Raw genomic sequence first — 13,133 nt, forward strand, 5'->3', positions numbered from 1 at the left:
CGAAACGCAGTTCGCCACGGTGATCCCGCCGTTTGAGGGCCCGGCGATCGACGCGCCGGAACCAGTGGAGCGGGAACGGGTGGTGGTGGAGGTGGCGGGGCGGCGCCTGGAGGTGGTGCTGCCCGCCGCTTTGGCCACGACCGCCGGTTCGAGCGGCCCTGGTGCGCGTGCGGGTGGGGGTGTGCGCCGGGCGCCGGGACGACGTGCCGGCGGCGGGCGCGGCGCGACGGCGGTCACGGGGGACGCGCTGTGCTCACCGATGCAGGGCACCGTGGTGAAGGTCGGCGTGGTGGAAGGACAAGTGGTGGCGGTGGGGGACCTGGTGGTGGTGCTGGAGGCGATGAAAATGGAGCAACCCTTGACCGCGCACAAAGCCGGCACGGTTGTTGCGCTGGCCGCACAGGTCGGGACGAGCGTGAGCGCCGGAGCCATCCTCTGCGAAATCAAAGACTGAACCGGACTGCGTTCCCGCTCACTCCTCTTCCTGATGCAGGCGGCGGGCCGCCTCGGCGATCGAACCCGACAACGACGGGTACACGGTGAACACCGAGGCGACCTGATCCACTGTCAGATGCAGGTCCACCGCGAGCGCCACCGGGTGAATCAGTTCGCTCGCCCGCGGTGAGACGACGACGCCGCCAAGGACCGTGCCCGAGCCCGGACGTGCGTAGAGCTTCACGAAGCCGTCGTGGAAGCCGAGCATCTTCGCGCGCGGGTTCGTGTCCAACGGCAGCTTCACCACGTCGAACTTCGGATCGCCGTTCTCCGCATTGAAACTGGTGCGGCCGACCGTCGCGATCTCCGGCGCGGTGAAGATGTTCGACGAGACCCGCTTGAGGTTTATCGGCCAAACCGCCTCACCCAACGCGTGATAGACCGCGATACGCCCCTGCATCGCCGCCACCGAAGCCAGCGGCAGGAGGCCCGTGCAGTCACCCGCCGCGTACACGCCCGCCGCCGTCGTACGCGAAACGCGGTCCACAGCGATGTGGCCTGAGGGCGTCGTCTGCACACCCGCCGCCGCCAGCCCTAGATCCTCGGTGTTCGGCAACGAACCGACCGCCATGAGGCAATGCGTGCCCTGTACCGTGCGGCCGTCTTCAAGCATCACCGTGACGCGATCACCCTCGCGGGTCGCCGACGCCGCCCGGGAGCGGCTCAGCACGCGCATGCCGCGCCGTTGGAAAACCTCCTCAAGCACAGCCGCTGCGTCCTGATCCTCGCCCGGCAGGACCCGGCCGCGCGACGAGACCAGGGTGACCTGCGAGCCGAGCGCCTGGTACGCACCGGCGAACTCGGCGCCCGTCACTCCCGAACCGACGACGATCAGGTCCTCGGGCAGTTCTTCGAGGTCGTAGAGCTGAGTCCACGTCAGGATCCGCTCGCCGTCCGGCCTCGCGGACGGTAGTTCACGTGGACGCGCCCCGGTCGCGATGATCACCGCGTCCGCACCGATTTTCTCCGTCGAGCCGCCGACGGTCGCGACCTCGACCGTCGCGCCCCCGTCGGCCAGCCGCCCGGAACCACGCACGACCGCGACGCCCGCCTTGGACAATCCCTCGGCGATGTCTTCCGACTGCTTCGCGGCCAACGCCTTGACGCGCGCGTTGACACGGCCGAGATCGACCCCGGTCACACAGTCCCCGCCACTCTCGCCGACCAGGACACCGAGCTCAGGCGCGTCCTCGAAGGCGGTCATCACGTCGGCCGTGGCGATCAGCGTCTTGGAGGGCACGCAGTCGGTCAGCACGGCGGCTCCGCCGATACCGTCGCGATCGACGATGGTCACCTCCGCGCCGAGCCGCGCAGCCACCAAGGCCGCCTCGTAGCCGCCGGGTCCACCACCGATGATCGCGATACGTGTCACGGGATAAGTCTAATTGTCCCAGGTACCTGCCCTGTTACCGGCCATGTACCGATGGAAGCGGAAATGCGTTGGCGCGTTGTCGGAGGCCTCGGATACCGTCGAAGACACAGCCTTTGGGGAGCGGATTGCCATGTCAACGTCGATGTCAACTCGCTTCGGCGTGCTCCGCTACCGGGACTTCCGGCTACTGCTCGCCGACCGCTTCCTGGCGCCGTCAGCCTTCGCCTTCTCCGTGGTCGGCGTGTCATTCGCCGTGCTCGCACGTACCGGCTCGACCGCGGACTTGTCGTATGTGCTCGCCGCGCAGATCGCGCCGAACCTCGTGTTCGCGCCACTCGGCGGGGTGATCGCGGACCGGATTCCGCCTCAGTACGTCATCGCGTTCGCCAACTTCCTCGTCGCCATCTGTGAGGGCACGCTGGGATTGCTCGTGCTGACGCACAACGCAGCGCTGTGGCAGATGATCACACTGGAGGCGGGGACGGGTACCGCCCTCGCGATCTTCTATCCGGCCTCGCAGGCGCTGCTGCCCAAGCTGGTGCCCGATGCGGAACTCCGGCAGGCGAACGCGGTCAGCCGACTGGTCATGAACGGCGCGATGATGGGCGGCGCGGCGGCAGGCGGCTTCCTCGTCGCGGCGGTCGGACCCGGCTGGGCGCTGGCCACCGACGCGATCGGAATGGCCGCAGCCGTAGCGCCCAACCTGCTGATCCGGGCCGCAGCGACCGAACGCGAACACCATCCGGGCATCTTCAGCGAGCTGCGCGAAGGCTGGGACGAGTTCCGGTCGCACAGCTGGCTGTGGGGCATCGCGCTGGAGTACTCGGTGGTCCTGATGTGCTGGTACGGCTCGTTCAGCGTGCTCGGCCCGGCAGTGGCCGCCGCGCACCTCGGCGGACCGGCCGCGTGGGGCACGATCATGGCCTTCGAGTCGATCGGACTGATCGTCGGCGGATTCGTCGCGCTGCGTTACTCGCCGAAGCGGCCGATGCTGTTCGTCTCGGTGATAGGCGCGACGATCGCGCTGCCCTCACTCGCGCTGGCGATGCTGTGGCCGGTGTGGCTCATCTGCGTCGCCAGCCTCGGGGTGGGGATCGCCATCGAGACAATGATGGTCCAGTGGAACGTGGTGATGGCGCGTTACATCCCTGCGGACAAGTTGGCCCGCGTCTCCGCGTACGACGTCCTCGGCTCGGTGATGTCGATGCCGATCGGTGCGCTGCTCGCCGGGCCTATCGCATCGGCGATCGGCGTATCGGCGACACAGTATGCGGCCGTTGTGGTCATCCTCACAGCGAGCGGGCTGACGCTACTCTCGCGCGACATCCGCACGCGGCACGTCGATGACACCCCGATGGCTACGGCTGCCGCTGTGGCTGTGGCGGTGCTCGCCGCGCCAGCCATGGACAGCGTCGTACCCGTAGCGGCTATATCGTCTGATGCGTGACGACTGAGACGAGCTCCGACGCGACGAGCACCAGCACGACGAGCACCGACCCGTACGAGGCCGCCCGTGACGCGGCGAAGGCGCTGACCGCGAGGATCGGCGGCACGCCCGACATCGCGCTGGTCCTCGGCTCCGGCTGGGTACCCGCGGCCGACGCGCTCGGCACCCCGGAGCACGAGTTCCCGGTCACCGAACTGCCCGGGTTTACCGCGGCGGCAGCGCTCGGGCACGCCGGGAAGATCAGGTCCGTGCGGCTGTCCGGATCCGGAAAGCGAGCCCTGGTCTTCCTTGGCCGCACGCACTATTACGAAGGGCACGGCGTCGCACGCGTCGTGCACGGCGTGCGCACAGCGGTCGCCGCGGGTTGCTCGACCGTCGTGCTGACCAATGGCTGCGGCGGGGTGAATCCGGCGTACTCGGCAGGGCAGCCGGTGCTGATCAGCGATCACTTGAACCTGACCGCGACCTCACCGATCGTCGGCGCGAACTTCGTGGACCTGACGGACCTTTACTCGGCACGGCTGCGTGCGCTGTGCAAGGAAGTCGACTCCACGCTCACGGAGGGCGTGTACGTGCAACTGACCGGGCCGCACTACGAGACTCCGGCCGAGATCCGGATGATACGTACGCTCGGCGCGGACCTTGTAGGCATGTCCACGGTGCTTGAGGCGATCGCGGTGCGTGAGGCCGGAGCCGAGCTCTTGGGCATCTCGCTGGTGACCAACATGGCCGCCGGGATGACAGGGCAGCCGCTGAGCGCGCAAGAGGTCATCGATACGGGTAACGCATCGGCAGCGCGTATGGGCGTTCTGCTGCGCGACGTGCTCAGCCGCCTCTAGGCGCTGACGCTGACAGGGATCCAAGGCTCGGCTACTGGCTACACGTAAGACAAAGGGAGTCGCCGTGGAACGACTGCTCTCCAGCGCACGGACCTGGCTGGACGAGGACCCCGATCCCGAGACGCGCGAGGAGTTGCGTGCGCTGATCGAGGCGTGCACGAACGCCGACGCGGGCGACTCCGACGCCTACGATCAACTCACGGACCGCTTCGCCGGAACGCTCCAGTTCGGTACCGCCGGCTTGCGCGGCGAACTCGGCGCGGGACCGAACCGGATGAATCGGGTCGTGGTCAGCCGAGCCGCCGCCGGGCTGAGTCGCTATCTGTTAGACACCGGCCATGCTGACGAGCCGGTCGTCATCGGGTACGACGCGCGGAAGAACTCCGACGTGTTCGCGCGGGACACCGCCGAGGTGCTCAGCGGCGCGGGGCTTCGTCCGATGATCCTGCCGAGGCCGCTGCCCACGCCGGTGCTCGCGTTCGCGATCCGGTATCTGGGAGCGTGCGCGGGCGTCATGGTGACGGCGAGTCACAATCCGCCGCGCGACAACGGCTACAAGGTCTACCTCGGCGACGGCTCCCAGATCACTCCCCCGGCCGATGAGCGGATCGCCGCGGCGATCGCCGCAGTCGGGACGTTCGGTTCGGTACCGCGTGGCACCGAATGGGAGACGCTGGACGACTCCGTGCTGGACGCGTATCTCGACCGCGCGGTGCGCGCCGTTCATTTGACCAGCCTCAACCCTGTGGGCCCACGGGATCTGCGCGTCGTGTCCACGGCGCTGCACGGCGTCGGTGGCACCGTGCTCGTCGAGGCGTTCCGCCGGGCCGGTTTCACCGCGCCGATCACGGTTCCTCAGCAGCAGGACCCGGATCCGACCTTCCACACCGTGGCGTTCCCCAACCCGGAGGAGCCGGGCGCGATCGACCTCGCACTCGCGCTCGCCAAGGATTCGAACGCGGACCTGGTCATCGCGAACGATCCCGACGCGGACCGCTGCGCGGTAGCTGTCCCGGTCGGTGCAGAGGGTGCCGGAGCGCGGCGTGACAACGGTACGGCCGGGTGGCGGATGCTGCGTGGCGACGAGGTCGGCGCGCTGTTGGGCGCGTATCTGGCCGAGCGGGGCGGTGCGCGTACGTTCGCCACGACGATCGTCTCATCGACCCTGCTCGGCAAGATCGCGCGGCGGCACGGGATCGACTACCGCGAGACACTGACCGGATTCAAGTGGCTGACGAAGGTCGATGACCTGTCCTACGCCTACGAGGAGGCACTGGGGTACTGCGTCGACCCCGAGGGCGTGCGGGACAAGGACGGGATCACTGCGGCGCTGCTGGTCGCGGAGCTGGCCGCGACGCTCAAGGCGGAAGGGCGCACCGTCGAAGACGAGTTGGAGCGTCTCGCCGCCGAGTATGGCCGACACGCCACCGACCAGCTCTCCATCCGCGTCGACGATCTGGAGCAGATCACGCGGATGATGGCCTCGCTGCGCTCCGCGCCGCCGAAGGAGCTGGCCGGTTTGGCGGTGACGCTGCTGGACGATCTGTCGCTCGGCTCGCCCGGCCTGCCACCGACCGACGGGCTGCGGCTCTCGCTCGACGGCGACACACGCATCGTCGTGCGGCCTTCGGGCACTGAGCCCAAGCTCAAGTGCTACATCGAAGTCGTGACGCGTGGTTCGGCGGCCGACGCCACCACGCTGCTCGACTCGCTGAAGGCCGCGTTGCGGGAACGCCTCAGCGCAGACTGAGCTACTGGGCTGCGACCCCGGCCCACTGGGGCTATCACACGCTGAACGCGGCGATCACGAAGAGCACTGACGCGGCGAACAGCCCGAGCGAAAGCCAAGACCAGCGGATGGTGCCCGAAAGCATCGGCGCCGTTTCCACCGCTTGGCCAGCCCCGCTCCCGCCCTCACCCGCGCCTGCATATTTGGCGGCGAGCCTGGCTTTGACCGTGTGCGCCTCGCGTCGCGCGTCCATCTCGGAGATCGCCTGGTCGGCGAAGGAGAGCCGGTCGACCGCGTCGTACGGGCGCCGGCCGCGGCTCGGCTGGAGCAACTCGGACGAGACACCTCGCCTGGCCGCGCGCTGCGCCTGCGACATCTCTTTCATCCGCACGCGCTCGGACTTGCGGCGATCGCGCAGCGACACCGGGATCGCCCATACCGTGTACCGCTTGGTCTCCGTGCGGGCGACGAAAGACAGCCGCGCACTCAGATCGGTCACCGTCTCCCACGGCAGGGCGATGGTGCGGAACGGGTTGCGCACGACGAGCCGATCGGTCCAGGCGAACGCAGCCGGGTAGACGCCGTAGAGCCAGGCGAGCACCGCGACCAACGCGAGGATCGCGGCGCCGGTCAGGTCCCTGGTGCCGTCCTCGACCATCAGGTCGACCGAGCCGAAACCGCAGAACAGCACGACGAGCGCACCGCCGATGAGCGCGCCCGCGCCGCGGTACACAGTCGGCTTCTCGGATGGCGAACTGGGGTCGGCTGTGAGCGGCGTCATGAACCTGGATTCTGCCCCACGCGCCCTGGCCGGTCCACGCGCGGGTGGCCCGACGCCACCCGGCCTCTTTCGAACCCCGCCGAAGATATTCCTCGACATTCCGTTCGAAGAGCCGGTTATCCAGGCTCTTCGAGCTTGACCGTGGCCTTGTGTGCGGCTGTAGGGTCGCCCGCCGCTGCGCGTCAGCCGCCCCTGCGCCGCCGGCCACGGTCAAGCTCGAAAAGGAGTTATCCACAGCTTCGAAAACGAATCGAGCGACCGGCTCGGCCGCCGATTACTGTGGATTGCATGACCAGCACTACCGAGGCAGCCCAGCTGCCGCACACAGAACCGCTCCCGGAAATAGGCCAGGGCAGGGCGCCGGCTGACCGGGCCGGCGCCGGGCACCTCGATCTGGGCGCGGCGACCGGCAGCGAGGCCGCGCTGCGCCGTTTCCTGCACGGGCTGCCCGGCGTGGACAAGGTCGGCGCGGAGGCTCGGGCCGCCCGGCTCGGCACCCGCTCGATCAAGACCACGTCCAAGGGCTTCGCGCTCGACCTGGCGATCCGGATGATCGACCTGACCACGCTGGAGGGCGCGGACACCCCCGGCAAGGTCCGCTCGCTCGCGGCGAAGGCGCGGCGGCCCGATCCGGCCGACCCGACGTGCCCTCAGGTCGCCGCGGTGTGCGTGTACCCGGACATGGTCGCGGTCGCCAGACGGGAGCTGCACGGCACCGGGATCCACGTCGCGTCGGTCGCCACCGCGTTCCCCTCGGGTCGCACCTCGCTGGAGGTCAAGCTCGCCGACACCCGGTACGCGGTGGCCGCCGGCGCCGACGAGATCGACATGGTGATCGACCGCGGGGCGTTCCTCACAGGGCGGTACGCGGAGGTCTTCGAGCAGATCGCGGCGGTGAAGGCGGCCTGTGGCGCGGCGCACCTCAAAGTGATCCTGGAGACCGGTGAACTGGTCACCTACGACAACGTGCGGCGCGCCTCGTGGCTGGCGATGCTGGCCGGCGCTGACTTCATCAAGACCTCGACCGGCAAGGTCTCCCCCGCCGCGACGCTGCCGGTGACGCTGGTCATGCTGGAGGCGGTGCGCGACTTCCGGGCGGCCGGCGGCCGGACCGTGGGGATGAAGCCCGCCGGCGGGATCCGCACGGCGAAGGACGCGATCAAGTACCTGGTGGTGGTCAACGAGACCTGCGGCCCGGACTGGCTTGATCCGGCCCTGTTCCGGTTCGGCGCCTCCTCGCTGCTCAACGATCTGCTGATGCAGCGCCAGAAGCTGACCTCCGGCCATTACTCCGGCCCCAACTACGTGACGGTGGACTGACGGCATGTCACAAGTACCCGAGCGAACACAGGCGAACGAGCGCACAGCGCTGTTCGAGTACGCCCCCGCGCCCGAGTCGCGCGCCATCGTCAAGATCGAGCCGAGCTATGACCTGTTCATCGGCGGCGAATTCGTCCCGGCCACCGGCGGCTCGCTCAAGACGGTGAACCCGGCCTCCGAGGAAGTACTCGCCGAGTTCGGCGTGGCCTCGGCCGCGGACGTCGATCGCGCGGTGGCCGCCGCGCGCCACGCGTACGACCGGATCTGGTCGCGGCTGCCCGGATCGGAGCGGGCCAAGTACCTGTTCCGGATCGCCCGGATCATCCAGGAGCGCTCACGGGAGCTGGCGGTACTGGAGTCGATCGACAACGGCAAGCCGATCCGGGAGACCAGGGACGTCGACCTGCCGCTGGTCGCGGCGCACTTCTTCCACTACGCGGGTTGGGCGGACAAGCTCTCGCACGCGGGCTACGGCCCGGACCCGCGGCCGCTCGGCGTCGCGGCGCAGGTCATCCCGTGGAACTTCCCGCTGCTGATGCTGGCCTGGAAGATCGCTCCGGCACTGGCCTGCGGCAACACGGTGGTCCTCAAGCCCGCCGAGACCACCCCGCTGACCGCGCTGGCCTTCGCGCAGATCTGCGTGCAGGCCGAGCTGCCGCCCGGCGTGGTCAACATCGTGACCGGCGCGGGCGAGACCGGGGCGGCGCTGATCGCGCACCCGGACGTGAACAAGGTCGCGTTCACCGGTTCGACCGAGGTCGGACGCAGCATCGCGCGTGCCGTCGCGGGCACCCGCAAGAAGGTGACGCTTGAGCTCGGCGGCAAGGCGGCGAACATCGTGTTCGACGACGCGCCGATCGACCAGGCGATCGAGGGGATCGTCGACTCGATCTTCTTCAACCAGGGCCAGGTCTGCTGTGCCGGGTCGCGGCTGCTGGTGCAGGAGTCGATCGAGGAAGAACTGATGGACGCGCTGCGCCGCCGGATGGAGACTCTGCGCGTCGGCGATCCGCTGGACAAGAACACCGACGTCGGCGCGATCAACTCGGCCGCACAGCTCGCCAAGATCACCGAACTCGCGGCGGCGGGCGAGGCCGAGGGCGCCGAGCGCTGGTCGCCGGCCTGCGAACTGCCGTCCACCGGCTACTGGTTCGTACCCACCGTGTTCACCAACGTCTCGGCGACGCACCGGATCGCGCGCGAGGAGATCTTCGGCCCGGTGCTGTCCGTCCTGACCTTCCGCACTCCCGAGGAAGCGGTGGCAAAGGCCAACAACACGCCATACGGCCTGTCGGCGGGCGTCTGGACCGAGAAGGGGTCGCGCATTCTCGCGATAAGCAAGCAGCTGCGCGCAGGCGTGGTGTGGGCCAACACGTTCAACAAGTTCGATCCGTCGTCGCCTTTCGGCGGCTACCGCGAGTCCGGCTACGGCCGGGAGGGCGGGGCACACGGTCTGGAGGCGTACCTCGATGTCTGAGAAGACCGGCAAGGCGGCAGCGAAGAACGGCCCGCTGAAGGAGACCCGAGCTGTCGCGGAGGCGCCTGACGAGGTGGTAAAGCAAATGACTGATGACGCGGCGGCTGCGGAGACGTGGAGCCGTGTGCGTGTCGCCGTGCGCAAGACCTACAAGCTCTACATCGGCGGAGCGTTTCCGCGCTCGGAGAGCGGACGGAGCTATCAGGTGACCTCTGCGGACGGCGAGTTCCTGGCGAACGCGGCGCTGGCCTCCCGCAAGGACGCCCGCGACGCGGTGAAGGCGGCGCGATCCGCGTTCGGCGGCTGGTCAGGGGCCACGGCGTACAACCGCGGCCAGGTCCTGTACCGGATCGCCGAGATGCTTGAGGGGCGACGCGAGCAGTTCGCCGGCGAGGTGGCCGCGGTCGAGGGAGTCACACAGGACTCGGCCCTCGCTCAAGTAGACGCCGCGATCGATCGGTGGGTCTGGTACGCGGGTTGGGCCGACAAGCTCAGCCAGGTCCGCGGCACGGTCAATCCGGTGGCCGGACCGTACTGGAACGTCTCGTCTCCGGAGCCGACCGGCGTGGTGGCGGTCTTCGCGCCGCTGCGGCCGTCGCTGTTCGGCCTGGTCTCGGTGCTCGCTCCGGTCATCGTCTCGGGGAACGCGGCCGTCGTGGTCGCGCCCGACGCGGCCGCGCTGCCCGCGATCACGCTCGCGGAGGTGCTGGCCACCTCCGACCTGCCGGGCGGGGTGGTCAACCTCCTCACCGGACGCGTCGCCGAACTCGGCAAGCCGCTGGCCGAGCACCTCGACGTGGACGCGCTCGACTTGGCCGGTGTCGAGGATCCGAGCCTCGCGACCGAGTTGGAGCGTGCCGGCGCGCAGAACCTCAAGCGGCTACGGCGCCCGGTGCCGAACCCGGATTGGACGACAGATCCGGGGCTCGACCGGATCACGTCGTTCCTGGAGATCAAGACCGTGTGGCACCCGGTAGGCGTCTGAGCGAAGGCAGCGGTCGATGAAGCCGCTCGATGGAAGGCAGTGGTCGAAAAGGACCGTGGTCGATAGAACGCAGCAGTCGATAGAAGGCAGCAGTCGACAGAGGGCAGCGGTCGGCGGAAGTCAACGTTCGACGGACACTGCCGACGTCGGGACGGCACGGAGTGCGGCGGACGCTGAGTTGGCACTGTGGCTGACACCGGAGCCGATGCCGGGACTCAAATACCAGCTCAATATCAGGACCAGCGCCGGGACCCATGCCAGCCCCGACGCCGGGGCGGTGCCGGGGCTGGTCGCCGGGGTGATGCGAAACGCCGGTCCAGAGACCCGTGGGGAATCTCCGGACCGGCATCGAGAGCGTACGCGCGAACGCTTGCATAGCGCGCGGTTTTTCGTCCGTCGGCTCAGCGCGGTGCTTGCAGAATTCTGTCCAAAAACGGACCGGCACCCGGATATCCGGGTGCCGGTCCGAAGTGACGGGCCCTCACTCTGCTAGTGCCCAGGTCTAGGACTGCTCGGGTCTAGGACTGCTCAGGATCAGGGCCGGAGCTACCTACGACTACTCGGCGCGGCGCTGCGACTACTCGGATTGCTCGGAAGCACTCAGAGCTATTCGGAACGCCAGTCGCCGATCTGGAACGGGCCGGGGTGCTGCGGGTCCTGGTCCTCGTTGCGGGCCGGAGGGATCTGCTGGCCCGGCGCCGGTGGCAAAGGTTGGCCGGGCTGCTGGTGCATACCCGCGTGCTGGCCGCCGCCACCGGGGCCGCCCGGCGACCACGGCGAGGGCTGCGCCGCGTAACCCTGCATGGTCGGCGGGAGCGGCGGGGTCTGCTGCGAGCCGCTGCCGGAGAGCGCGGGGGCTTGGCCACGCTGTTGACCGGGCAGCTGGACGGGCTGCTGGCCCGGGCCTGGCTGCTGGCCGAACGGGGGCTGGCCGGGCTGGACCGGCGGCAGCATCTGCGTGCGGTCGGTGCCGAACGGCTGTGGCGCGCCCTGGGGCTGGGGCTGGCCGTAGCCGCCTGCCTGCTGGCCGCCCGGCTGCTGGCCGAATGCGGTCGGCATGGACTGGCCGCCGATCGGCTGGGTGCCCTGCTGCGGCGACCAGCCGAAGCCACCGGGAGGCGGGGCGGGCTGGCCGTACTGCTGGCCGCCGACGCCTGCGCCGGGGTTGGGCCCACTCGCGCCGGGGCCGCCCGGCCAGTTGCCGCCGACGAACGCACCGCCCTGGCCCTGCGTCGGACGCGCCGGGGCAAGCGTTTGCCAGGTGAGCCACACGAACAAGCCGGCGACTGCCACGACGGCCGCGCCGCCCGCCGCACTGAAGAACTTCAGCAGCTTGCTCTCGCCGTCGACGCCGCTCGCGCCGAACTGGGCCAGCGCCGCCACCACACCGAACAGCGCCGCCAAGCCCACCTCGACCAGCGCGACCAGCGTGATCAGCCGCGCCTTGGCGAGCGCCGGGGCGACGTGGTTGGCGAGGTACACCGCGAAGGCCACCGCCGCCGCGATGTCCAGGTCGAGGAAGACGGTCGACTCGTCGAAGGCCCGGTCGGCGAACGGCACCGACGTCCCGCCGTTGCCCGGCGGGGCCAGCAGGTTGATGATTCCCACCAGGATCACCAGACCCGCGTACACGACGGCGGCCAACGCCGCCGGTTCCCGCAGCTTTTTCAACGTCTCAGGCATCTGGGTGGAACGCTCCCGTATCGGTCCGGTTTTCTTTCGGCGCAAGACTTCCACATTACCGAGCGTGGCTGAAGTGCTCGCCCCGGCCGATCCGTCAAGATCCGAACCGCAGCCTCCGATAATCCGTGATGGTCACGACCGTGACACCGCCACACGGCCATGCCGCGTAACGGTGCTGCGCACGTACCTCAGCCTTGCGCTGCCTTGCTCTATCTCAGCCTTGCACGGTCCCGCACTCAGGCAGCCTGCGGCTGCGTGAGCCACTCGCTCTTCTGCGACACATAGCCGGCCAGCGGGCGAAGCGCCGGGTCGTCTCGCAACTTTCGCAGCGCGCGCCAGAGCGCCGACTTGACCGTACCGACCGAGACACCCATCCGCTCGGCGATCTCCGTGTCCGTGTACGAGCCGTAGTAACGCAGCGAGAGCGCCTCGCGGTCGCGCGCCGACAGCCGCATCAGCGCGCGGGCGACCGCGACCCGCATCTCCACCTGGGACATCGACTCGCCGTCGTAGCCGTGCTCGGGCAGCTCGTCGGTCGGGTACTCCTCGACGCGGCGCTTGCGCCACTGGGAGATCTGATGGTTGGTCATCGTCCGGCGCAGATACGAACCGACGACCGCCTTGTCCTCGATCCGGTGCCAGGCCTGGTACGTCTTGAGCAGGCCTTCCTGCAACAGGTCCTCGGCCTCGGTGCGGTCACCGGCCACCTGGTGCGCGGTACGCAGCAGCGACGAGCGGCGCTCGGCGACGTACGCGGCGAAGTCCGCCGGTGCGTCAGCGGCCGAGGCGGCCCGCGCTGTGACATTTCCCGCCATGACATTTCCCGCCGCGACGTCTACCACTGTGACGCCTACCACTGTGGCATCCACCGCTGTGATATCTACCTGGGCGTTTACCTGCATGGAACCGGATTCCACTTCATCCGCGTCCACAGGGCAGTCGGGGGTCGGATGTGGTGCCAGAGTCTGGAAGCTCATGGTGACCAGCCTGGCCCCCGCACTTCAT

11 protein-coding genes are annotated in these 13,133 nt (G+C 69.1%); 7 read left to right on the forward strand and 4 right to left on the reverse strand.

Features of this window, described 5'->3' with window-relative positions; translation table 11 throughout:
* Window positions 1-454: acetyl-CoA carboxylase biotin carboxyl carrier protein subunit (locus VGS97_RS05400; protein ID WP_326852089.1), on the forward strand; the 454-nt coding region annotated here is incomplete at its 5' end.
* Window positions 455-472: 18 nt separating this feature from the next.
* Here the strand turns inward: VGS97_RS05400 and VGS97_RS05405 are convergent.
* Window positions 473-1,867: an NAD(P)H-quinone dehydrogenase gene (locus VGS97_RS05405; protein ID WP_326852090.1), complete on the reverse strand. Its 1,395-nt coding sequence runs from the start codon at window positions 1,865-1,867 to the stop codon at window positions 473-475.
* A 130-nt stretch (window positions 1,868-1,997) separates the two neighbouring features.
* On the opposite strand from VGS97_RS05405, the gene VGS97_RS05410 reads away from it, so the two are divergent.
* The 3 genes from VGS97_RS05410 (at window position 1,998) to VGS97_RS05420 (ending at window position 5,903) form a co-directional block, all read left to right on the forward strand.
* Complete coding sequence (locus tag VGS97_RS05410) at window positions 1,998-3,314, forward strand: MFS transporter (RefSeq protein WP_326852091.1); 1,317 nt, start codon at window positions 1,998-2,000, stop codon at window positions 3,312-3,314.
* Window positions 3,311-4,153 carry a purine-nucleoside phosphorylase gene (locus tag VGS97_RS05415; RefSeq protein ID WP_326852092.1) on the forward strand — a complete coding sequence of 281 codons (843 nt, stop codon included), beginning with the start codon at window positions 3,311-3,313 and terminating at the stop codon, window positions 4,151-4,153. The genes VGS97_RS05410 and VGS97_RS05415 overlap by 4 nt, the downstream gene beginning before the upstream one ends.
* Before the next feature lie 64 nt (window positions 4,154-4,217).
* Entirely contained in the window at window positions 4,218-5,903 is a 1,686-nt protein-coding gene (locus tag VGS97_RS05420) for a phospho-sugar mutase (protein ID WP_326852093.1), read from the forward strand.
* Window positions 5,904-5,937: 34 nt separating this feature from the next.
* On the opposite strand, the gene VGS97_RS05425 is transcribed toward VGS97_RS05420, so the two are convergent.
* On the reverse strand, window positions 5,938-6,663 hold the full coding sequence (locus VGS97_RS05425) for a hypothetical protein (RefSeq protein ID WP_326852094.1): 726 nt from the start codon (window positions 6,661-6,663) through the stop codon (window positions 5,938-5,940).
* A gap of 315 nt (window positions 6,664-6,978) precedes the next feature.
* Here VGS97_RS05425 and deoC point away from each other — a divergent pair, with 315 nt between their 5' ends.
* The 3 genes from deoC (at window position 6,979) to VGS97_RS05440 (ending at window position 10,445) form a co-directional block, all read left to right on the forward strand.
* Window positions 6,979-7,983, forward strand: coding sequence for a deoxyribose-phosphate aldolase (deoC, locus tag VGS97_RS05430; RefSeq protein WP_414641649.1), 1,005 nt, complete (start codon window positions 6,979-6,981; stop codon window positions 7,981-7,983).
* Between the two features lie 4 nt (window positions 7,984-7,987).
* Window positions 7,988-9,460: an aldehyde dehydrogenase family protein gene (locus tag VGS97_RS05435; protein WP_326852096.1), complete on the forward strand. Its 1,473-nt coding sequence runs from the start codon at window positions 7,988-7,990 to the stop codon at window positions 9,458-9,460.
* An 85-nt stretch (window positions 9,461-9,545) separates the two neighbouring features.
* Complete coding sequence (locus VGS97_RS05440; RefSeq protein WP_349261991.1) at window positions 9,546-10,445, forward strand: aldehyde dehydrogenase family protein; 900 nt, start codon at window positions 9,546-9,548, stop codon at window positions 10,443-10,445.
* A 606-nt stretch (window positions 10,446-11,051) separates the two neighbouring features.
* Here the strand turns inward: VGS97_RS05440 and VGS97_RS05445 are convergent.
* Together VGS97_RS05445 and VGS97_RS05450 are read right to left on the reverse strand one after the other, a co-directional pair.
* A complete protein-coding gene (locus VGS97_RS05445; protein WP_326852098.1) occupies window positions 11,052-12,128 on the reverse strand; it encodes a hypothetical protein in 1,077 nt (358 codons plus the stop codon).
* A 236-nt stretch (window positions 12,129-12,364) separates the two neighbouring features.
* Window positions 12,365-12,943, reverse strand: a complete 579-nt coding sequence (locus VGS97_RS05450) for a SigE family RNA polymerase sigma factor (protein WP_326852100.1) — start codon at window positions 12,941-12,943, stop codon at window positions 12,365-12,367.
* Window positions 12,944-13,133 lie beyond the last annotated feature (190 nt).

The organism is Actinocrinis sp. (assembly GCF_035946395.1).
Lineage (GTDB): Bacteria > Actinomycetota > Actinomycetes > Streptomycetales > Catenulisporaceae > Actinocrinis.

Bases quoted from the DNA above. Each gene is read 5' to 3' on its own strand.
- VGS97_RS05410 (WP_326852091.1), top strand. From the start codon at position 1,998: ATGTCAACGTCGATGTCAACTCGCTTCGGCGTGCTCCGCTACCGGGAC.
- VGS97_RS05425 (WP_326852094.1), bottom strand. From the start codon at position 6,663: ATGACGCCGCTCACAGCCGACCCCAGTTCGCCATCCGAGAAGCCGACT.
- VGS97_RS05435 (WP_326852096.1), top strand. From the start codon at position 7,988: ATGTCACAAGTACCCGAGCGAACACAGGCGAACGAGCGCACAGCGCTG.
- VGS97_RS05440 (WP_349261991.1), top strand. From the start codon at position 9,546: ATGACTGATGACGCGGCGGCTGCGGAGACGTGGAGCCGTGTGCGTGTC.
- VGS97_RS05445 (WP_326852098.1), bottom strand. From the start codon at position 12,128: ATGCCTGAGACGTTGAAAAAGCTGCGGGAACCGGCGGCGTTGGCCGCC.
- VGS97_RS05450 (WP_326852100.1), bottom strand. From the start codon at position 12,943: ATGGCGGGAAATGTCACAGCGCGGGCCGCCTCGGCCGCTGACGCACCG.